The 19979-nt window shown below is 65.1% G+C and carries 17 protein-coding genes, 1 other RNA gene and 1 pseudogene; 15 read left to right on the top strand and 4 right to left on the bottom strand.

Annotated elements, in window-relative coordinates; genetic code table 11:
• Nucleotide 1: 1 nt before the first annotated feature.
• The 3 genes from ACVOLL_RS06690 to ACVOLL_RS06680 are packed head-to-tail and all read right to left on the bottom strand — an operon-like array spanning nucleotide 2 to nucleotide 2635.
• Nucleotides 2-547 carry a metal-dependent hydrolase gene (locus ACVOLL_RS06690; protein WP_481512189.1) on the bottom strand — a complete coding sequence of 182 codons (546 nt, stop codon included), beginning with the start codon at nucleotides 545-547 and terminating at the stop codon, nucleotides 2-4.
• The gene (locus ACVOLL_RS06685; protein WP_481512246.1) at nucleotides 547-921 is read right to left on the bottom strand and encodes a YraN family protein; all 375 of its coding nucleotides are present in this window, start codon (nucleotides 919-921) and stop codon (nucleotides 547-549) included. The genes ACVOLL_RS06690 and ACVOLL_RS06685 overlap by 1 nt, the downstream gene beginning before the upstream one ends.
• Complete coding sequence (locus tag ACVOLL_RS06680; RefSeq protein WP_481512188.1) at nucleotides 911-2635, bottom strand: penicillin-binding protein activator; 1725 nt, start codon at nucleotides 2633-2635, stop codon at nucleotides 911-913. Before ACVOLL_RS06680 ends, ACVOLL_RS06685 begins: the two co-directional genes overlap by 11 nt.
• A gap of 82 nt (nucleotides 2636-2717) precedes the next feature.
• Here ACVOLL_RS06680 and rsmI point away from each other — a divergent pair, with 82 nt between their 5' ends.
• From rsmI to rnpB, 3 genes are all read left to right on the top strand, one after another.
• Complete coding sequence (rsmI, locus tag ACVOLL_RS06675; RefSeq protein ID WP_481512187.1) at nucleotides 2718-3554, top strand: 16S rRNA (cytidine(1402)-2'-O)-methyltransferase; 837 nt, start codon at nucleotides 2718-2720, stop codon at nucleotides 3552-3554.
• Complete coding sequence (locus tag ACVOLL_RS06670) at nucleotides 3532-4296, top strand: hypothetical protein (RefSeq protein WP_481512186.1); 765 nt, start codon at nucleotides 3532-3534, stop codon at nucleotides 4294-4296. The genes rsmI and ACVOLL_RS06670 overlap by 23 nt, the downstream gene beginning before the upstream one ends.
• Nucleotides 4297-4341: 45 nt before the next feature.
• Nucleotides 4342-4783: RNase P RNA component class A (gene rnpB / locus ACVOLL_RS06665), an RNA gene on the top strand.
• A 551-nt stretch (nucleotides 4784-5334) separates the two neighbouring features.
• Here rnpB and ACVOLL_RS06660 read toward each other — a convergent pair.
• Nucleotides 5335-6111 carry an NRDE family protein gene (locus tag ACVOLL_RS06660; protein WP_481512185.1) on the bottom strand — a complete coding sequence of 259 codons (777 nt, stop codon included), beginning with the start codon at nucleotides 6109-6111 and terminating at the stop codon, nucleotides 5335-5337.
• A gap of 328 nt (nucleotides 6112-6439) precedes the next feature.
• On the opposite strand from ACVOLL_RS06660, the gene mraZ reads away from it, so the two are divergent.
• The 12 genes and pseudogenes from mraZ (at nucleotide 6440) to ftsA (ending at nucleotide 19877) form a co-directional block, all read left to right on the top strand.
• On the top strand, nucleotides 6440-6886 hold the full coding sequence (gene mraZ / locus ACVOLL_RS06655; protein ID WP_057627453.1) for a division/cell wall cluster transcriptional repressor MraZ: 447 nt from the start codon (nucleotides 6440-6442) through the stop codon (nucleotides 6884-6886).
• A 14-nt stretch (nucleotides 6887-6900) separates the two neighbouring features.
• A complete protein-coding gene (gene rsmH / locus ACVOLL_RS06650) occupies nucleotides 6901-7869 on the top strand; it encodes a 16S rRNA (cytosine(1402)-N(4))-methyltransferase RsmH (protein ID WP_481512245.1) in 969 nt (322 codons plus the stop codon).
• The gene (gene ftsL, locus ACVOLL_RS06645) at nucleotides 7866-8129 is read left to right on the top strand and encodes a cell division protein FtsL (RefSeq protein ID WP_282266357.1); all 264 of its coding nucleotides are present in this window, start codon (nucleotides 7866-7868) and stop codon (nucleotides 8127-8129) included. Before rsmH ends, ftsL begins: the two co-directional genes overlap by 4 nt.
• Nucleotides 8126-9988 (top strand): peptidoglycan D,D-transpeptidase FtsI family protein, encoded by a 1863-nt coding sequence (locus tag ACVOLL_RS06640; RefSeq protein ID WP_481512184.1) that lies wholly within the window; start codon nucleotides 8126-8128, stop codon nucleotides 9986-9988. The genes ftsL and ACVOLL_RS06640 overlap by 4 nt, the downstream gene beginning before the upstream one ends.
• An 8-nt stretch (nucleotides 9989-9996) precedes the next feature.
• On the top strand, nucleotides 9997-11475 hold the full coding sequence (locus ACVOLL_RS06635; protein ID WP_481512183.1) for a UDP-N-acetylmuramoyl-L-alanyl-D-glutamate--2,6-diaminopimelate ligase: 1479 nt from the start codon (nucleotides 9997-9999) through the stop codon (nucleotides 11473-11475).
• The gene (locus ACVOLL_RS06630) at nucleotides 11472-12854 is read left to right on the top strand and encodes a UDP-N-acetylmuramoyl-tripeptide--D-alanyl-D-alanine ligase (protein WP_481512182.1); all 1383 of its coding nucleotides are present in this window, start codon (nucleotides 11472-11474) and stop codon (nucleotides 12852-12854) included. Before ACVOLL_RS06635 ends, ACVOLL_RS06630 begins: the two co-directional genes overlap by 4 nt.
• Nucleotides 12844-13929 (top strand): phospho-N-acetylmuramoyl-pentapeptide-transferase, encoded by a 1086-nt coding sequence (mraY, locus tag ACVOLL_RS06625; protein WP_057627465.1) that lies wholly within the window; start codon nucleotides 12844-12846, stop codon nucleotides 13927-13929. Before ACVOLL_RS06630 ends, mraY begins: the two co-directional genes overlap by 11 nt.
• Nucleotides 13929-15062 (top strand): annotated as a pseudogene (gene ftsW / locus ACVOLL_RS06620) (putative lipid II flippase FtsW); the annotation flags it as partial. The gene mraY and the pseudogene ftsW, both read left to right, overlap by 1 nt.
• 185 nt (nucleotides 15063-15247) lie before the next feature.
• Nucleotides 15248-16345 (top strand): undecaprenyldiphospho-muramoylpentapeptide beta-N-acetylglucosaminyltransferase, encoded by a 1098-nt coding sequence (murG, locus tag ACVOLL_RS06615; protein WP_481512181.1) that lies wholly within the window; start codon nucleotides 15248-15250, stop codon nucleotides 16343-16345.
• A gap of 43 nt (nucleotides 16346-16388) precedes the next feature.
• Nucleotides 16389-17825, top strand: a complete 1437-nt coding sequence (gene murC, locus ACVOLL_RS06610) for a UDP-N-acetylmuramate--L-alanine ligase (protein WP_481512180.1) — start codon at nucleotides 16389-16391, stop codon at nucleotides 17823-17825.
• A gap of 91 nt (nucleotides 17826-17916) precedes the next feature.
• Nucleotides 17917-18645, top strand: coding sequence for a cell division protein FtsQ/DivIB (locus tag ACVOLL_RS06605; protein WP_481512179.1), 729 nt, complete (start codon nucleotides 17917-17919; stop codon nucleotides 18643-18645).
• The gene (gene ftsA, locus ACVOLL_RS06600; RefSeq protein ID WP_481512178.1) at nucleotides 18642-19877 is read left to right on the top strand and encodes a cell division protein FtsA; all 1236 of its coding nucleotides are present in this window, start codon (nucleotides 18642-18644) and stop codon (nucleotides 19875-19877) included. The genes ACVOLL_RS06605 and ftsA overlap by 4 nt, the downstream gene beginning before the upstream one ends.
• Nucleotides 19878-19979: the final 102 nt, after the last annotated feature.

The raw sequence follows: 19979 nt of genomic DNA, 5'->3' as shown, positions 1-19979 counted from the left end.
CTCAGTCGTCGGCGCGGCGGCGCCAACCGTGGGGCGATTGAACCATCTTCCAGCCGACTACGGCCATCAGCAACGGCAGCCATACCCAGCGCAACTCAGACAGTACGGTCTGCAGGCCGCGCGCGCTGAAGAAGTTGTTGGCGAAGGGTGATACGCGGATTGGCCGCCACGGTGCGAACAGACGCTGATCGCTCCACGGCCACCATAGCGCGACGCCAAGGCCGCCAGAGGTCAGGGCGTCCAACAAGGGATGTGACAGCGCGCAGATGAAGACGAATGCAAAGGCCTGCAGGCGGCTTGCACGCAGCGCTTTCGCAAAAGGAATCGCCAAGGCCGCCAGCAGCGTGGCGAACATCATCGAATGGCTGGCACCGCGATGGCCAAAGCTATCGGCATAAGGAATATGCAGGGCGAAGGCCAGTACATCGGCGTCGGGGAGCATTGCTGCAACAACGCCAGCACCTAGCAGGCGCGTGGAAATGCGGCCGCGCTCGCTGGCGCACCACAGTGCGAGTGGAACTGCGGCGTGGGTGAATATGCTTGGCATCAGCAGTCGTCGGCGCGGAACGCGTCACGGATCCAGTTCAGGCGAGGCGGTTCGCCGCTGGCTTCGACTACGTCGAAGCGGCAGGGGCTGTTGGCCAGTGCGGGATGTTGGCTCAGGTAGAGCTGGGCGGCGCGGACCAGCTTGCGGCGCTTGTTGATATCGATGGAGGCAGCGCCGCCGCCAAACTGAGCGGAGCGGCGATAGCGCACTTCGACAAAGACCAAGCTGGCTGCATCGCGGTCGTACATCACCAGGTCCAGCTCACCGCCGCGAAAGCGCACATTGCTGGCCCGCCACTGCAGGCCAGCGTTCTGAAGCAGGACACGGGCAGCGGCTTCCACCGCTGCACCGCGTTCGCTCTGCTCAGCGACCATCACCAATGGCAACCGGGCGGCCCGTGCTGAAGGTGGACCAGGCCGGTGTGCGCAGCACATTGCCGAAGCCGTCCAGGTGCAGGGTGCCGGTGGCGCCGCTGAGGCCGCCGCTGGTGCTGTTGGCCAGCTTCTCCATATAGGCGGTGATCTTCCAGGCGTCGTAGCCGAACGCAAACAAACGGCCAGCGCCGCCACGTGCGGTCGGCAAGGTGGTGGCGACTGCCGCCGCTGCAGGCAGGCCGGCAACGCCACGGCTGCTCCAGGCATCGGTCGGGAAGGCGATGCCATCCAGGGTGACGTCGTCTTCGGCCTTGCCGGTGCCGGCGGTCAACTGCGAGGTGCCGACACGGCTGACGCCGCCCAAACCGGCCAAGGCCAGCTGCGGCGCCAGTACGCGCGCCTGGTTGCCCTTGACCGCGAGCAGGATCGCGTCGATACCGGTTGCCTGGCGCAGCTGTGCGGTGATATCGGCAGGCACTTCGCCGACATTGATGGTCGCGGCGATCTTGCCGCCGCGCTCACTGAAACGCTCCTTGAATGCGCCGCTGGAACGACGGCCGGCATCATCACTGCTGGCGATCACCAATACATTGCGGCGCTCGCGGCCCAGCAGATACTCCGCGGCCATCAGGCCATCGTCTTCCGGTGCCAGCGAGAAAGCCGCGCTGCCCGGCGGCGGTGCGTCCTTGCCGCGGTTCAGGGCGAGCAAAGGCACCGGCAGCTCGCTGCGGTGGAACAGCGCGTCCACTTCGTCGCGGCCGAGCGGGCCAACAATGAAGTCGACGCCGTTGGCTACAGCCTTGTCGTAGGCCGCGCCGGCACCGCTGGCAGTGCCCTTGGTATCAATGAAGTCGATGGGCGGGCGACGGCGGCTTTCGCCGTAGTAGCCGGCCAGCAGGCCGTCACGGACCGAGGCGCCGGCAGCGGCCAGGTTGCCGCTGAGCGGCAACAGCACGGCCATCTTCACTGGCGGGCGGTAGCCGTCGGCATCGGCGGCCGGGCGCTTGCTGGTATCCAGTTGCGAGGCGGTATCGCGGTCGAACGGACGCGGCAGCGGCAGGCCGCGGCCGATCATGGCGCGGCCGGCGTGGTTGTAAAGCGGATCACCGACTGGCAGCGCGGCGGCGCGGCTGCTGAGGGTGGCGTCATTCAGTCCGGCCAGCAGGCGGGTGATGGCGCGCTGGTTGTCATTGCGCTCGCTACCACTGAGCAGGGCGCCGGCGCGGGCGCGCTCGGCGGCGGCTGCAAAGGCGTCGCCGGTGGCTTCCAGCGCCTGCGCGCGGGCCAGGTACCAGCGTGCCTGCAGTGGCGCCGGTAGTGCTGCCGGATTTTCGGTCAATACCTGCAGCACGGTGGCCGGCTGCTTGTCGCCCAGCGCCAGCTCGGCCTGCAGCAGGTTGAAGCGCTGACGGGTGGCGCCGGACAGCTGGCGCGGCTGCACCTGTGCCATCAGCATGCGCGCACGCGCGCTGTCACCGGCTTCCTGCCAGGCAAAGGCGGCATCGGCCAGCAGCGGGCTCTTGGCGGCGCCGCGTACCAGTGCGGCCTGTGCTTCCAGTTGCTGCGCGGCGTCGCGCGGTTTGCCTTGTTCTAGCAGGGCGATGGCGGCCTGCTGGGCGGGTGAGCTGGTCGGCGCTACGCTGGTGGTGGCGCAGCCGACGAACAGCAGCATCGACAATGACAGGGCGGATATCCGTGCGGCTGGCTTGTTCATTTGAGGTCCGTTCGACAGGGCGCGGCAGTGCCGGGCGGGGGAAACGGTACGATTCTACCCTTGGCCCACGGAAATACCGATGATGAGTACTGCTGCTGCCACCTTGTATGTCGTTGCCACGCCGATCGGCAACCTTGGCGATCTGAGCCCGCGTGCACAGGAGGTGCTGCGTTCGGTGGCCGCCATCTGCGCGGAAGACACCCGTCATACCGGTCAGCTGTTATCGCATTTCGGCATCAGCAAACCCTTGGTGGCGCTGCACGACCACAACGAAGAGGCGATGGCCGAGCGCGTAGTGGCGCGGTTGCTGGGTGGTGAGTCGCTGGCGGTGGTCAGTGACGCGGGTACCCCGCTGGTCAGTGATCCGGGCTTCCGTCTGGTGCGCGCGGCGCGCGCGGCCGGGGTCAAAGTCAGTCCTATCCCAGGTGCCTGCGCGGCAATTGCCGCCTTGAGCGTGGCCGGTCTGCCCAGCGATCGTTTCGTATTTGAAGGCTTCCTGCCGGCCAAGGGCGCCGCCCGCCGTGAACGCCTGAACAAGCTGGCAGCCGAGACCGGCACCCTTGTGTTCTACGAATCTTCGCACCGCATTGCCGAGTCGCTGGCTGACATGGCGGGCGCGTTTGGTGGTGAGCGCCCGGCGGTGGTGGCGCGCGAGCTGACCAAGCTGTTCGAGACCGTGCTTGATGGCAATCTGGATCAGCTGCTGGCAAAGGTGTTGGCCGATGACAACCAGCGCAAGGGTGAGTTCGTGGTGATGGTGCAGGGCGCAGGCGATGATGAAGAAGCCAAGGTCGCCGAGGGCCGCCGCTTGTACGCCAAATTGAACGAACACCTGCCGCCTTCCACTGCCGCCAAGCTTGCGGCCGAACTGAGCGGCGCGCCGCGCAAGGCTTTGTATGGACAGGGCAGCAACGACTGAAGCGATGTGGGCGGCGGCCGATGCCGCCAGCCTGCGTCAGCAACTCGACCTGCGCGAGCATCCGCTGGCGGGGGGCACTGGCGGCGAGATCAAGACCCAGCGCGAGCGCTGGATGATGGTGCGCTGGTTGGCCGCCTGGGCGTCGGAGCTGGCCTATCCGCTGCGGGTGAGCAAGCGCGAGAGCCCGGACTTCATGCTGGACGTCGGCAACGATCGGATTGGCGTGGAATGTATGGAAGTGGTGCCTGAGGCCTTCAAGCAGCTACAGGCCAAGTTGAACGGCATCAATTCCGGCTGGGTGCGGCCGGTGCCGCAGCATCGCGCCGAGGAAGCACGCGCCGAATGGGATAGTCCGCTGCTGCGTCAGTTGTTGGCTGATACCTATGAAGGCAGTCCATGGGCGGGCGATGAGCCTGAGCGGCTGTGGGTGGAGGTGATGCGCTGGGCGGTGGAGAAGAAGCGTCAGGTGCTTCACAAGCCGGGCTTCGCGCGACAGTCGCGCAATGTGTTGTTGCTGTACGACAACTGGCCGTTGCCGGCTGTGGCCTTTGTCGAAGATGCCGATCCGGCAGTTTTACGCAGCTGGGCGTTGGCGGCGCTGGATGAGTTGTCGCAGCAGTTGCGGGACAGTGGCGCGCATGCGGACTTCCAGCAGATCGACATCCTGCATGAAGGCTGGCTGCTGTCATTCACTGATGAAGGCGTGCGACCGCTGCGTTACCAGATGCTTGCAGCTGAATGAAATGATCGGCCGGTGGTGTACCGGACGTGCGATAATGCGCACGGCGGAGTCGGCCAGACAGTCGCGTCATTCCTTCGGGAATGCCGAGGAAAGTCCGGGCTCCACAGGGCAAGGTGCCAGGTAACGCCTGGGCGGCGCAAGCCGACGGAAAGTGCAACAGAAAGATACCGCCGAACGGCCCTGTTACCCCTTTGCCGCCGCTGGCCGAAGCGACGGTGTTTCGGATTGCCAGCGAAGCTGGCCAAGTGCTTCCGGAGACGGCAAAGGGGTAGCAGGGCGCGTGGTAAGGGTGAAATGGTGCGGTAAGAGCGCACCGCGAGTCTGGCAACAGACCGGCACGGCAAACCCCACCTGGAGCAAGACCAAATAGGGACCTAATGGCGTGGCCCGCGTCGGGTCCGGGTAGGTTGCTTGAGCGTTACGGTGACGTAGCGCCTAGAGGAATGACTGTCCACGACAAAACCCGGCTTATCGGCCGGCTCCGCCGCTTTCATCGCCTGGCGGGCGATGAAAGCCCCAAAGTTTTGCAGCGCAAAACTTTGGGCCCCGGGCCTCTGCCCTCCAATTCCCCGCGCCTGTCGGCGCGCCCCCTTTACTAAAGTGGGCTGTTGCTCTTCGGACTTTTTGCTTGGCTCGCTGCGCATCGTGGCGGGGGGAAGTGCGGCTATAGCTTTTGTGGCTGCGACTTTTGCTCTGTTTTTGGCTCCAGCTCTGGCCCTGATTGTGGCTCTGGCCGTTGCCGTTGCTATTGCAGTGGCAGTGGCTTTGGCTTTGGCAGTGGCAGTGGCAGTGGCTTTGGCTTCTGCTCCTGCTCCTGCCTTGCTGTTTTCTTTCCCTTCTCCCGCTTGCGGGGGAAGGTGCCCGAAGGGCGGATGGGGGGAGCTTTTGATCTTGCTTTGGCTGTGGGCCAAAGCCAAAGCCAAAGCCAAAGCCAAAGCCAAAGCCAAAGCCAAAGCCAAAGCCAAAGCACCCCTCCCTGGCCCTCCCCTTCGCCTGCGGCAAAAGGGAGGGGATCAGGCTTCAGCCAAGGTGAGGGGGCTAGGAGCCCAGGCCTTCTTTCCCAATCTGCATGCGCGTCTCCCCCAAATACACACCCTCTGGTCCGAAGCGGCGTTCATGGATGAAGCCGCCGCCATCCTGACCGATAGCCACGATGGTGCTGGCGCGGGTGCCGTAGTCGGTCCCGCATATGAACGCGCTCGACAGCCGCCGTTCCAACTCCAGCGGAACACCGGTAGCTGGAAGCTGTGCGTCTGGTGCCTGCTGCTCATCAGCCAGCGCTGCCCAGAGCGGCTCCAGGCCGTCATTCCCTGCGGCAAGCCAATCCTCGAGTACGCTCATCAAACGACGGGTCTTGGGCCAGGGTGCATCCAGCGCACCGTTGGACATGCCATGCACGCCCGGCGCCAGGTCCTGTCGGGCCTGTGGATGGTTGCCCAGATAGCTGCAGCTCTCGGCGTCGGCGACCAATAGATTGAACGGTGCAAACGCCGACGCCCGGCTGGCCAGAGTGTCGGCATAGTCCGTGGCCGGCTGTCCGTCGGCCAGGTAGCTGGCGATCAGTTCACCGCGCGAAGGCCCGCCGGTGGCTGCGCTCGGGTCACGCACATTGGTGACCACGGCGGCTTGGCCGCGCAGATTCACTCCCACCCAGCTGCCGCCGGAACGCAGGTCGCGGCCGGCAATGACGTTGTCGTGCGGCAATGGCCAGCGCTGCAGGGGCGCAGTTGGGCGGGCGTGGAATTCGTCGCGGTTGCCGGCCATGAGCAGGCGCCAATGCGGGTGGGTTTTCCAGGCGAGAGCGACAAGGCACATGCACGGAGTGTGCCGTTTTGCGCGGGTGTCAGCCAAGTGCTGCTGAATGGCGGCTGGGCTGGGGGTCCGTTTTCACGCCACCTCTACACCACTGAATTTCATGGGAATCTCAAAATTTGAGATAAACCAGTAACTTGTGGATAAACCTTGAACAACTCTCTAAACATTGCTGCAAACCATTGATGCGGCACGTGATTTTGTGCACGAAAAGTTGTTGACAACCCTAAGGCCGCTGCTAAGGTGGGCATCAGAGGGGAAACCGGGTTTTTTGTGGTTTTTCGTGGTTCAATAACTTCCCAAGCAAAACCAACGAACGGGTGCCACAGGCGTGTTCCAGGGTGAGACTGCCATCACGGTTGACGACAAGGGACGCATGGCGGTGCCAACCGCTTATCGCGACCTGGTCGCGCGTGCCAGCGGTAATCGCCTTGTGCTGACCTACAACCCGTTCGAAGCCGGTTGCTTGTGGTTGTACTCAGAGCAGGAGTGGGAGCGGGTGCGGGACGACGTAATGGCAAAGCCCAATACCCAGCGTGTAGTGCGCACCCTGCAGCAGAAGCTTGTCGGCTCGGCCGCCCACCTGGAACTGGATGGCAATGGCCGTATCAGCCTGCCGTCCAGTCACCGCAGCGCGGTGGGCATCGAGAAGAAAGCAGTGCTGATGGGCATGGGTGAAAAGTTTGAGTTGTGGAGCGAGCAAGCGCATCGCGCACTGATCCAGCAGACGTTGTCTGACGAGGATCTGGGCGATGGGCTTCTCGATCTGAAGTTGTGAGCCGGGGTGCCCGGGTGCGCGGAGGAGCGCAGGCCGGTCACCCAACGGTGTCGCAGCCGCCGGCAGCTCACCTGCCGGTGCTGTACACCCAGGTCCTTGAGGGCCTGAGGGTGATCGAAAACGGTACTTATCTGGATGGCACGTTCGGTCGTGGCGGTCACGCTGGCGGCGTGCTGCGCCAGCTCGGCGCGGACGGGCGTCTGCTGGTGATGGACAAGGATCCAGAGGCCATTGCCGTGGCCGAGCGCGATTTCGCGCCGGACGGCCGTGTCTCGATCTATCGCGGCAGCTTTGCCGATCTGCTGGACTGGAGCGAAACCGCTGCCGGCCTGGATGGCGTTCTGTTCGACCTGGGCGTGTCCTCGCCGCAGCTCGACGTGGCCGAGCGTGGTTTCAGCTTCGGCAAGGACGGCCCGCTGGACATGCGCATGGACCCGGATTCGGGTGAAAGCGCTGCGGATTGGTTGAACCGCGCTGAAGACCGCGAAATCGCCGATGTGCTCTTCACCTATGGCGATGAGCGGCAGAGCCGTCGCATCGCCCGTGCCATTGTTGCCCGTCGCGAGAAGCAGCCGTTCACGCGTACCGCTGAGCTGGCCGAGCTGATCGCTTCGGTGATGCCGCGCGGCAAGGACAAGATCCATCCGGCCACGCGCAGCTTCCAGGCCATCCGCATCCACATCAACCGCGAACTGGCCGACCTTGAAGCCGGTCTGGACGCGGCGATGGCGCGGCTCAAGCCCGGTGGCCGCTTGGCGGTGATCAGCTTCCACTCGTTGGAAGACCGCATCGTCAAGCAGTTCATGAACCGCCATGCCAAGGCGCCGCCGACCAATCGTCGGCTGCCGGAGCTGCAGGCCTTCGTGCCGACGTTGGAACTGATCGGTGGCGCCATCAAGGCCGATGACGACGAGCTGGCGATGAACCCGCGCTCGCGCAGCGCTGTGCTGCGCGTGGCCCAAAAGTGCGAGGTGGCCGGATGAGCCGCCTGCTGTTGATCGTCCTGCTGGCGTGCACGATTGCCTCGGCAATCGGCGTGGTGTTCATGCGCCATCGCCACCGCCAGCTGTTCGTCGAGCTGTCCAAGCTGGAACACGCGCGCGACGAGATCAACATCGAGTTCGGCCGTCTGCAGCTGGAGCAGGCAACCCTGGCCCAGGCCACGCGCGTGGACCAGGAAGCCCGTGGCCGCCTCGGCATGAAGTTCCCCGAGGCCGCTGACATCGTGGTGATCCGGCCATGAACAAGCCCAGCCGCAACCGTACCCGCACGCAGTTCAACCTGCGTAACCGCATGCTGATGGTTGGCGTGGGGCTGGGTCTGTGTGCGGTGACGCTGGTCGGCCGTGCCGCGTATGTGCAGCTGATCAACAACGATTTCTACCAGCGTGAAGGCGAAGCCCGCTTCCTGCGCGATGTGCCGATCCCGACCTCGCGCGGCATGATCACCGATCGCAATGGCGAGCCGGTGGCGGTGTCCACGCCGGTGGCATCGATCTGGGTCAATCCGCAGGAGCTGCTGCGCACGCCCGAGCGTATTCCCGAGCTGGCGCGCGCGCTGTCGCTGCCGGTGGATGAGCTGACCACCAAGCTGACCCAGAAGGCCGACAAGGAATTCATGTACCTGCGCCGCCGGATCAATCCGGATGTGGCCGAGCAGGTGGTCGCGCTGAAGATTCCGGGCGTGTTCTCGCAGCGCGAGTTCCGTCGCTACTACCCGCAGGGTGAGGCGATGGCACACGTGCTGGGCTTCACCAATATCGATGATCTCGGCCAGGAAGGGCTGGAGCTGGCCTTCGACGAATGGCTGCGCGGCAAGCCGGGCGCCAAGCGTGTCATCCGCGACCGCAAGGGCGCGATCGTCGAGAGCATCGATCTGGTGCGTCCTGCCGAGCCGGGCAAGGACCTGACCCTGAGTATCGACCGCCGCATCCAGTTCCTGGCGATGCGCGAGCTGCGCAATGCGGTCACCACCAACAAGGCGGCTGGTGGTTCCATCGTGATCATGGATGTGGCTACCGGCGAAGTGATGGCCATGGCCAACCTGCCGACCTACAACCCGAATTCGGTTAGTGGTGCTACCCCGGACACGCGCCGCAACCGCGCGGTCACCGATCTGGTCGAGCCCGGCTCGACGATGAAGCCGTTGACCATTGCCACTGCGTTGCAGAACCACGTGGTGACGCCGGACACGATCATCGACACCAATCCGGGTTACATGTCGCTGGGTCGTTACACCATCCGTGACGTGCCGCGTAACAACGGCGTGCTCAATGTCACCGGCGTGATCACCCGCAGCTCGAACATCGGTGCGGCCAAGATCGTGGCGCGCATCCCGGATCAGACCTTCTACGACTCGGTGCGTGGCTTCGGCTACGGCGTGGCACCGCACAGCGGCTTCCCCGGCGAATCGTCGGGTGTGGTCGCGCGCCCGGGCAGCCCGAGCTGGTATGGCACCACCAAGACCACCATGTCCTACGGCTACGGCCTGTCGGTGACGCCGCTGCAGATCGCGCAGGCGTACTCGGCGCTGGCCAATGGCGGGCAGGTGATCCAGCCGACCTTCATCAAGGGCCAGCGCAACGAAGCGCGCCAGGTCATCGACCCGGAAGTGGCGCGCGAAGTCGTGCGCATGATGGAAACCGTGGTCACCAACGGCGGCGCCAAGCAGGCGGCGATCCTCGGTTACCACGTGGCCGGCAAGACCGGCACCGCGCGCAAGAACGGCCCCAACGGCTACGAGCGCGGCCACTACAACCTGCTGTTCGCCGGTGTCGTGCCGGCCACTGCGCCGCGCTACGCCGCGGTGATCGTTGTCAACGACCCGCAGGGCTCGCTGCAGTACGGTGGTCTGGTCTCCGCACCGGTGTTCCACCACGTGATGGAAGGCACGCTGCGTTTGATGGACGTGCCGCCGGACGACATCCAGTCGTGGCTGGCTGCGCAGGCCGCTGGCAAGGTGGGTGGCAAGCCGGGCAGCAGTGCTGCGCCGCTGCCAGTTCCGCAGGACCCGGACGAGGCACCGAACGCCACGGCCGAATTTGATGCCGCACTGCCGACGGCTGTCGCTCCGACGCCAGCCGCCACGGAGGTGCGCCAGTGAGCCACACAATGAAGTTGTCACAGCTGCTGCCGGATCTGGTCCTGTCACAGGACCCGCAGATCGGCGGCCTGGTTCTGGATTCGCGGCATGTACGGGCCGGTGATGCGTTCGTCGCAATCGCCGGCTTTGGCGCGCATGGGCTGGGCTTTGTCGAACAGGCCAAGGCTGCCGGTGCGGCCGCAATCCTGTTTGATCCGCCGGCTCCGGCCGAACTGCCGACACCGGCCGATGCCATCGCTGTGCCCGGTCTGCGTTCGCGCATGGGCGCGATGGCCGACCAGTTCCACGGCCAGCCCTCGCGGGCGATGACCATGGTGGGCGTCACCGGCACCAACGGCAAGACCTCGACCGTGCAGCTGCTCGGCCAGGCCTGGCATCTGCTGGGCACGCCCAGCGGCTCGATCGGTACCCTGGGTGTTGGCCTGTACGGCGATGTGGTGCCGACTGGTTTCACCACGCCGCTGGTGCTGCAGATGCATGAAGTGTTGGCCCAGCTGCGCGATGGCGGTGCCAAGGCAGTGGCGATGGAAGTCAGCTCGCATGCCCTGGATCAGGGCCGCGTCGATGCCGTGCATTACGACGTGGCGGTGTTCACCAACCTCACCCGCGATCACCTCGATTATCACGGCGACATGGAAGCTTACGGCGCGGCCAAGGCCAAGCTGTTCCATCGTCCGGGCCTGAAGGCAGCGGCGATCAATCTGGACGACGCCTTCGGCCGTGAGCTGATCACCACGCTGGCGGCGGACGTGCAGGCTATCGGCCTGAGCTCGACGGGTCAGGCTGGCGCCACCATCCGCGCCGAGAATCTGGTGCTGGACGGGCAGGGGCTGGGCTTTGATCTGGTCATTGGTGATGAACGTCATGCGCTGCGCTCGCCGCTGCTCGGTCGTTTCAACATCGACAACCTGCTGGCGGTTGCCGGAGCGCTGCATGGTCTGGGTGAAACCAATGCCAGCATCGCCAAGGTGCTGGGCCAGCTGCAGCCGATCCGTGGCCGCATGAACCGCCTCGGCGGCCAGGGCGAGCCGACCGTGGTCATCGATTACGCGCACACCCCCGATGCGCTGGAACAGGCGCTGCGCAGCCTGCATGGCCATCTTGATGGCCGTCTACTGTGCGTGTTCGGCTGCGGTGGCGAGCGTGACACCGGCAAGCGTCCGCAGATGGCGGCAATTGCCGAGGAATTGGCCGACGTGGTATTCGTCACTGACGACAATCCACGCGGCGAGAATGGTGACGTGATCGTCGCCGACATCATGGCCGGGTTTGTGACGCCTGCGCAGGTGAACGTGGTGCGCGATCGCGCCCGCGCCATCGACGCCGCGGTTGCACAGGCAGGGGCTGGCGACATCGTGTTGATCGCCGGCAAGGGCCATGAGCCCTACCAGGAGATTGCAGGTATCAAACATCCTTTCGATGACACCGACGTGGCATCGCGTGCGCTGCAGGCGCGCCGTTCCGCTGCTGCGGAGGTGCGTCCATGAAGCGCACGCCGCTGTCGCTGATTGCCCATTGGGCCGGTGGCGAAATCCACGGCGACGACGCCAGCATCGATGCGGTCAGCAATGACACGCGCACGCTGGCAGCGGGCAGCCTGTATGTCGCCCTGCGCGGTGAGCGTTTCGACGGCCATGACTTTGCCGCCACTGCGGTCGAGCAGGGCGCCAGCGCCCTGTTGGTCGATCGCCTGTTGCCGCTGGAAGTGCCGCAGATCGTGGTTGCCAACACCGAGCTGGCGCTGGCGAAGATTGCCGCCGCGATGCAGCAGCAGCGCGCTACCCGCGTGTTCGCCATCACCGGCAGCAACGGCAAGACCAGCGTGAAGAACCTGCTGCTGGCCGTGATGCAGCACGCTGCTGCGGTGCTGGGCCAGCATGTGTACGCCACGCCGGGCAACCGCAACAACGAGATCGGCCTGCCGCTGGCGGTGATCGATGCGCCGGAAGATGCCGACTTCGCCATCTACGAGATGGGCACCGGCAAGCCGGGCGATATCGCCTACCTGACCGCCATCGCCGCGCCGGACGTGTCCATCGTCAACAATGTCGCGCCGGCACATCTGGAGCGCATGGGCAGCCTGCTGGAGATCGCCAACACCAAGGCAGCCGTCTACGACGACCTGCGCGATGGCGGTGTTGCGGTGGTCAATGCCGACGATGCGTTCTCGCCGTACTTCGCTGCGCGTGCTGGTGACCATCAGGTGATCCGCTTCGGTCTGGAAGTCAGCGCCGACGTCACCGCGACCGGCATCGTGCTCGACGAGGCTGGTTCACGCTTCCAGCTGCGCACGCCGCAAGGTGATGCCGAGGTCGTGCTGCAGCTGCCGGGCCGGCACAACGTACTCAATGCATTGGCCGCCGCCTCGATGGCGTTGGCCGCTGGTATTGCGCTGCCGCTGGTCGTCGAAGGCCTGGCGCAGGCGCGTCCTGTCGCTGGTCGTCAGGTGGCGCACGTGCTGGGCAACGGTGCAGTGCTGATCGATGACAGCTACAACGCCAACCCGGGCTCACTGGCAGCGGCGATCACCGCGCTGGCAGCCGGCAAGGGCGAAGGCTGGCTGGTGCTGGGCGATATGCGTGAGCTGGGCCCGGACGCGCAGTCGCTGCACGCACAGGCCGGCCAGCGTGCGCGCGAAGCCGGGCTGAAGCGCCTGTACACGTTGGGACCGCTGAGCGCAGCGGCATCGGCGGCATTCGGCGAAGGCGGGCGTCATTTCGACTCCCACGCCGCGCTGGCAGCCGCGCTGGAAACCGAACTTCATGCTGGTGTGCGTTGCCTGGTCAAGGGCTCGCGCGGCAGCGCCATGGACAAGATCGTGACTGCGCTGTTGAAGCGCGGCGAGGACACTACACATGTTGCTTGAATTGGCCCGTTGGCTACAGCAGTTGGACGGCCTGTTCCGGTTGTTCAACTACATCACCTTCCGCGGCATCCTCGCCGCCCTGACGGCATTGTCGCTGTCATTGTGGTTGGGCCCGATGGCGATCCGTCGCCTGGCCCAGCTCAAGGGCGGTCAGCCGATCCGCAAGGACGGCCCGCAGTCGCATTTCTCCAAAGCCGGCACGCCGACCATGGGCGGCGGCTTGATCCTGACCACGGTGTTGGTCTCGGTGCTGCTGTGGGGCGACCTGCGCAACCGCTACGTGTGGCTGGTGCTGGTGGTGATGCTGTGCTTCGGTGCGATCGGCTGGTACGACGATTGGTTGAAGATCGCCAAGCGCGACCCGAACGGCCTGAAGTCGCGCTGGAAGTACGCGCTGCAGTCGATCTTCGGTCTGGCCGCCGGCATCTTCCTGTACAAGACCGCGGTGGTGCCGGCTGAGCTCACCTTCTACATCCCGATGTTCAAGTCGATCGCCTTGCCGCTGGCAGGCATCAGCTTCGTCGCGATTGCCTACTTCTGGATCGTCGGCTTCTCCAACGCGGTCAACCTGACCGATGGTCTGGATGGTCTGGCGATCATGCCGACGGTGCTGGTGGCCTGTGCGCTGGGCGTGTTCGCCTATGCCTCGGGCAATGCGGTGTTCTCCAGCTACCTGCAGATTCCGCAGATTCCCGGCGCCGGTGAACTGGTCATCATCTGCGCGGCGATTGCCGGTGCGGGCCTGGGCTTCCTCTGGTTCAACACCTATCCGGCCATGGTGTTCATGGGCGACGTCGGCGCGCTGGCGCTGGGCGCGGTGCTCGGCACCATCGCGGTGATCGTGCGCCAGGAACTGGTGCTGGTGATCATGGGCGGTGTGTTCGTGATCGAAACCCTGTCGGTGATGATCCAGGTGGCTTCGTTCAAGCTCACCGGCAAGCGCGTGTTCCGCATGGCGCCGATCCACCACCACTTCGAGCTGAAGGGCTGGCCTGAGCCGCGTGTGATCGTGCGTTTCTGGATCATCTCGGTGGTGCTGGTGTTGATTGGCCTGGCAACGCTAAAGGTGCGCTGATGGACGACTACGCGCGTCAGGCAACCCGACTTGAAGCCATTGGTGGCAGCTACGACAAGTGGCTGCTTGGCGCCGCCGTGGCGCTGGCTTCGATCGGGATCGTGATGGTGGCTTCCAGCTCCATCGCGCTGACGCAGAGTCCGTTCTATTACCTGACCCGCCACCTGATCTTCATTGCCATCGGCGTGATCCTGGCTGCGGTGACGATGCGGGTGGAGCTGAAGGAGATCGAGAAGTACAACCAGCTGCTGTTGCTGGGCTGCTTCGCGCTGCTGATCGTGGTGTTCGTGCCGGGTTTGGGCAGCAGCGTCAACGGCGCGCAGCGCTGGATCAACCTGGGTTTCTCCAAATTCCAGACCGTGGAAGCGGTCAAGGTGCTGTACATCGTCTGGTTGTCCAGCTACCTGGTGCGCTTCCGTGACGAGGTCAATGCCACCTGGCAGGCCATGCTCAAGCCGGTTGGTGTGGTCGGCGTACTGGTCGTGTTGTTGTTGCTGCAGCCAGATTTCGGTTCGTCGATGCTGTTGTTGGGCATCACCACCTGCATGCTGGTGCTGGGCGGTGCGCAGATCAAGCGCATCATCCTGCCGGTGCTGCTGCTGTTGCCGGGCCTGATCGCGCTGGTGATCTTCGAGCCCTACCGCATGCGTCGCGTCACCTCGTTCATGGACCCGTGGCAGGACCAGTTGGGTTCGGGCTACCAGCTGTCCAATGCGTTGATGGCGATCGGCCGTGGCGAGTGGACTGGCGTGGGCCTGGGTGCGTCGATCCAGAAGCTCAACTACCTGCCCGAATCGCATACCGACTTCATCTTCTCGGTGATCGCCGAGGAGCTGGGTTTCATCGGCGTGTGCGGCATCATCAGCCTGTATGTGCTGCTGGTCGGTCGTGCGTTCTGGCTGGGCCTGCGCTGTATTGAAATGCGCCGCCACTTTGCTGGTTACATCGCCTTCGGCATTGCCCTGTGGATCAGCCTGCAGACCTTCGTCTCGATCGGCGTGAACCTGGGCATGCTGCCGACCAAGGGCCTGACCCTGCCGCTGATCTCCTCTGGCGGCTCCAGTGTGATGATGACCTGCGTGGCGATGGGCCTGTTGCTGCGCGTGTCCTATGAATACAACCGTGCGGTGCGCCGCCAGGAAGTCCGCGAGGACCTCGATGGCGTCGAACTGGACGTTGCCGAAACGCACGACGCCGCACCGGCCGAGCCGCGCATGGACACCGCAACCGCGGTTGCTGCCGCAGCGCAGAGCAGTGCCGCGCGCGGCACCAGCCGCATGCAGCAGCGCGTCGAGCCAACTTTCGGGAGGATCGCCTGATGGCCTCCGCGAATACCAACAAGGACCAGCGTCCGGTGATGATCATGGCCGGCGGTACCGGCGGCCATATCTTCCCGGGTCTGGCCGTGGCCAAGGTGCTGCGCGAGCGCGGCGTCCCGGTCACCTGGCTGGGTGCTGACGGCGCGATGGAAACCCGTCTGGTTCCGCAGCACGACATCCACGTCGACACGCTGGCCATCTCCGGCCTGCGCGGCAAGGGCAAGCTGGCCCTGCTGGGCGCTCCGATCCGGGTGATGCGCGCGATCCGCAGTGCTGGCTATGTACTGCGTGATCGCAAACCGCGTGCGGTGGTGGCTTTTGGTGGTTTTGCTTCCGGACCGGGTGGCATCGCCGCCCGCCTGCATGGCCTGCCGTTGCTGGTGCACGAACAGAACCGCGCGCCGGGCATGACCAATCGCATCCTGTCGCGTTTCGCGCGCCGCGTGCTGTCCGGTTTTCCGGGCAGCTTTGCCGGAGGCAAGGAAGAGGTGGTCGGCAATCCAGTGCGTGCCGAGATCGCCGCATTGCCGGCACCGGAGCAGCGTCTGGCTGGTCGCAGTGGACCGATGCGGGTATTGGTACTGGGCGGCAGCCAGGGCGCACGCGCCCTGAACAACGCCATGCCCAAGGCCATGGCTGCGCTCGGTAACAGCGTCGCCATCGAGGTCTGGCATCAGTGCGGCGAGAAGCTGCACGAAGAAGCACTGCAGTCCTACCGCGCTGCTGGCGTGGAAGGCCGCGTCGACATGTTCATCAAGGACATGGCGGCCGCCTACAGCTGGGCCGATCTGGTGGTGTGCCGTTCCGGCGCGTCGACCTTGGCCGAGTTGTGTGCGGTCGGTATCGGCAGCGTGCTGGTGCCGTTCGCCGCTGCGGTCGACGACCACCAGACCCGCAATGCCGAATATCTGGTCGAACGCGGTGCCGCCGAACTGCTCAAGCAGGACGACGCGCTGGCGACCAACCTGGAAGGCGTGCTGCGCACGCTGGCAAACAATCCCGGCCACCGCATGCAGATGGCGCAAGCCGCGCGTGGGTTGGCCAAGGTCGATGCGGCCGAACGCATCGCTGACATCATTCTTGAGGAAGCAGCATGAACACGGCATCGCGCACCCGCGCCAGCCACACCGGAGGCCAGGCATGATCCGCCGCCTCAACGACACCACCGACCTGGTCCGCGCCTTCCCGCGCGTGCATTTCGTCGGCATCGGCGGCACCGGCATGAGCGGTATCGCCGAAGTGATGCTGACCTTGGGCTATGAAGTCTCCGGTTCCGACAACGCCGACAACGCCGCCACCCGCCGCCTGGCGCGACTGGGCGCGCGTGTCATGCGCGGCCATTCCGCTGCCAATGTGCTGGGCACCGACTGCATCGTGGTTTCCAGCGCCATCCGCGACGACAACCCCGAGCTGATGGAAGCGCGCAGCCAGCGCATTCCGATCATGCCGCGTGCGGCGATGCTGGCCGAACTGATGCGTTTCCGTCGCGGCATCGCCGTCGCCGGTACCCACGGCAAGACCACCACCACCTCGCTGACCGCTGCAATCCTGAGCGAAGGCAAGCTGGACCCGACCTTCGTGATCGGCGGCCAGTTGCTGGCTGCCGGTGCCAACGCCAAGCTTGGCGGCGGCCAGTGGCTGGTGGCCGAGGCCGATGAAAGCGATGGCAGCTTCCTGCGTCTGAATCCGCTGGTGGCAGTGATTACCAATATCGACGCCGACCATCTGGAGAACTACGGCAACGACTTCGCCCGCGTGCAGGCAGCGTTCGCCGAGTTCCTGCAGCGCCTGCCGTTCTACGGCCTGGCGGTGCTGTGCATCGATGATCCGGAAGTGGCCGCATTGGCTGCCAAGACTCCGCGTCACGTGATGAGCTACGGCCTGAGCAGCAATGCCGACGTACGCGCTGAAGACGTGGTGCAGGATGGCCCGCGCATGCGCTTCACCCTGCGTCTGCCGGAAGGCACCAGCGTGCCGGTCACGCTGGCACTGCCGGGCAAGCATAACGTGCTCAATGCATTGGCTGCCGCTGCGGTGGCCTGGCAGTTGGGCGTGGCGCCGGAAGACATCGCTGCTGCGTTGGAGAAGTTCGAAGGCGTTGGCCGTCGCTTCAACGATCTGGGCGAAGTCACCACCCACAAGGGCGCCAAGGTGCGCGTGATCGACGATTACGGTCATCATCCGCGCGAGCTGGAAGCGGTGTTTGCCGCTGCCCGTGGCGGCTGGCCGGACAAGCGTCTGGTGGTGGCGTTCCAGCCGCACCGTTACAGCCGTACCCGTGATCAGTTCGACGCTTTCGCAGCGGTGCTGTCGGAAGTGGACGCGCTGGTGCTTAGCGAGGTTTACCCGGCCGGCGAAGCGCCGATTCCGGGGGCCGATTCCAAATCGCTGGCACGGGCAATTCGCGCGCGTGGCCGCAGCGAGCCGGTGGTGGTGAGTCATTCCGCCGATCTGGCTTCGGTGCTGCCCGACGTGCTGCAGGACGGCGATCTGCTGTTGATGATGGGGGCAGGCGACATCGGCGCCGTTGTCCAGCAGGTGGTCACCCACGGCTTCCAGGAGGCCAAGGGCGAATGATGCCTATCGCGCTGCCGCTGCGCCGTACCCAAGCAACCGCATTGCGGGCTGCGACGGTGGCCTGCGGCCGCGCTGCAGGGGAGGACGCACGATGAATGCCGTGCTGCGCATACTCGCCTGGTTGCTGGCCATCGCTCTGGTGGTGCTGCCAGTAGTGGCCGTGGTCAATGGCTGGGTCGGTGCGGAGCGCTGGCCGCTGGCCAAGCTGCGCGTACATGGCGAGTTCAAGCGCGTGCCGGCTGAAGAACTGCAGAAGGCCTTGCTGCCGTATGCACGCTCGGGCTTCTTCGCAGTGAAGTTGCAGGACGCGCAGGCTGCAGTGGAAAAGCTGCCGTGGGTGGAAAGCGCGCAGGTCCGCAAGCAGTGGCCGGATGTGCTGGAAGTAAGCATCGTCGAGCACCGTCCGTTTGCACGCTGGGGCAAGGATCGCCTGCTGTCCGAGCAAGGCCGCTTGTTCGCGGTGCCGCATGGTCTGGAGAACGCACCACTGCCCGAACTCGATGGCCCCGATGGCATGACCACCGAAGTGGTCGAGTTGTACAACGATTCGCGCGCTCTGTTCGCACCGGCCGGTGTGGACGTGCGCAAAGTGGCGATGGACGCGCGCGGCAGCTGGTCGCTGGCGCTGGATAACGGCACCGAAGTGATCGTTGGCCGCAACGACGCTCGCTCACGCTTGAGCCGCTTCGTGCGCGTATTGCCGCAGCTGACCCGCACCCAGGTGCCGATCGTGCGCGCCGACCTTCGCTATACCAATGGATTCACGCTGAGCTGGGGAACCCCGCCGCCGGCAACAAAGCAGACGCAGGACAGGACATGAACCGCAAGGGTGACAAATCACTGATCGTTGGCCTGGATATCGGCACCTCCAAGGTGGTGGCGTTGGTCGGCGAGTACTCGCCGGGCAGCCCGATCGAGGTCATCGGTATCGGCTCGCACGAATCGCGCGGTCTCAAGCGCGGCGTGGTGGTGGATATCGAATCCACCGTGCAGTCGATCCAGCGCGCCATCGAAGAAGCCGAGCTGATGGCCGGCTGCGAGATCCGCTCGGTGTACGCCTCGATCTCCGGTAATCACGTGCAGTGCCGGAACTCGCAGGGCATTACCCCGATCCGCGAAGGCGAAGTGAGCTGGGGCGATCTGGATCGCGTGCTGGACGCGGCCAAGGCCGTGGCCATCCCCGCCGACCAGAAGATCCTGCATGCGATCCCGCGTGAGTACGTGCTGGATGATTCGCAGGAAGGCATCCGTAATCCGGTCGGCATGACCGGCGTGCGCCTGGAAGTGCACGCCCATCTGGTCGTGTGTGCACAGTCAGCCGCCGCAAACGTCAGCAAGTGCGTGCAGCGCTGCGGTCTGCAGGTGGACGATCTGGTGCTGTCCTCGCTGGCCTCCAGCGTGGCCGTGCTGACCGCCGACGAGCGCGAGCTCGGCGTGGTGATGGTCGACATCGGCGCCGGCACCACCGACATCGCGGTATTCATCCAGGGCGCGATCTGCCATACCGCGTCGTTGCCGATCGCCGGCGACCACGTCACCAACGACATCGCCCACATGCTGCGCACGCCGACCCCGGAAGCGGAGCAGATCAAGGTGCGTTACGCCTGTGCGCTGGCACAGCTGGCGACGGCCGAAGAAAGCATCCAGGTGCCGTCGGTCGGCGATCGCCCGCCGCGTCGCATGCCGCGTCATTCGCTGGCGCAGGCCGTGCAGGGCCGTTACGAGGAAATCTTCGAGATGGTGCAGGCCGAACTGCGCCGCTCCGGCTTCGAGGAAATGGTGCGTGCGGGCCTGGTGCTCAGCGGCGGCGCTTCGAAGATGGAAGGCGTGGTCGAGCTGGCCGAGGAAATGCTGCAGATGCCGGTACGCGTTGGCATTCCGCAGCACGTCACCGGCCTGGGCGAGGTGGTCGGTAACCCGGTGCATGCCACCGGCGTCGGCCTGCTTCTGATGGGCAGCCAGATCGAACACCCGCGACGTCCGTCGCTGCCCACCGGGCGCGCCGGCAGCATGTTCAACAAATTGAAGAATTGGTTCCGCGGCGAGTTCTGAGCGCGGTACCGGTGGCAGGGCAGTGAGGCAGTCAGCAGGACAAGCAGTAAGGCAAGACGAAGTGCAGTAACGCAGTCATTGAAGCAAGCAACAACCACCGTG

The organism is Stenotrophomonas sp. STEN035, from assembly GCF_056759935.1.
Note: the sequence above shows the minus strand (reverse complement) of the source record. Positions and strands in the feature narration are given on the sequence as shown.

Bases quoted from the DNA above. Each gene is read 5' to 3' on its own strand.
- mraY (WP_057627465.1), top strand. From the start codon at position 12,844: ATGTTGCTTGAATTGGCCCGTTGGCTACAGCAGTTGGACGGCCTGTTC.
- ACVOLL_RS06670 (WP_481512186.1), top strand. From the start codon at position 3,532: ATGGACAGGGCAGCAACGACTGAAGCGATGTGGGCGGCGGCCGATGCC.
- ACVOLL_RS06630 (WP_481512182.1), top strand. From the start codon at position 11,472: ATGAAGCGCACGCCGCTGTCGCTGATTGCCCATTGGGCCGGTGGCGAA.
- ACVOLL_RS06685 (WP_481512246.1), bottom strand. From the start codon at position 921: ATGGTCGCTGAGCAGAGCGAACGCGGTGCAGCGGTGGAAGCCGCTGCC.
- ACVOLL_RS06605 (WP_481512179.1), top strand. From the start codon at position 17,917: ATGAATGCCGTGCTGCGCATACTCGCCTGGTTGCTGGCCATCGCTCTG.
- ACVOLL_RS06640 (WP_481512184.1), top strand. From the start codon at position 8,126: ATGAACAAGCCCAGCCGCAACCGTACCCGCACGCAGTTCAACCTGCGT.
- rsmI (WP_481512187.1), top strand. From the start codon at position 2,718: ATGAGTACTGCTGCTGCCACCTTGTATGTCGTTGCCACGCCGATCGGC.
- ACVOLL_RS06635 (WP_481512183.1), top strand. From the start codon at position 9,997: ATGAAGTTGTCACAGCTGCTGCCGGATCTGGTCCTGTCACAGGACCCG.
- murG (WP_481512181.1), top strand. From the start codon at position 15,248: ATGGCCTCCGCGAATACCAACAAGGACCAGCGTCCGGTGATGATCATG.
- ACVOLL_RS06680 (WP_481512188.1), bottom strand. From the start codon at position 2,635: ATGAACAAGCCAGCCGCACGGATATCCGCCCTGTCATTGTCGATGCTG.
- ACVOLL_RS06660 (WP_481512185.1), bottom strand. From the start codon at position 6,111: ATGTGCCTTGTCGCTCTCGCCTGGAAAACCCACCCGCATTGGCGCCTG.
- ftsA (WP_481512178.1), top strand. From the start codon at position 18,642: ATGAACCGCAAGGGTGACAAATCACTGATCGTTGGCCTGGATATCGGC.
- murC (WP_481512180.1), top strand. From the start codon at position 16,389: ATGATCCGCCGCCTCAACGACACCACCGACCTGGTCCGCGCCTTCCCG.
- ftsL (WP_282266357.1), top strand. From the start codon at position 7,866: ATGAGCCGCCTGCTGTTGATCGTCCTGCTGGCGTGCACGATTGCCTCG.
- ACVOLL_RS06690 (WP_481512189.1), bottom strand. From the start codon at position 547: ATGCCAAGCATATTCACCCACGCCGCAGTTCCACTCGCACTGTGGTGC.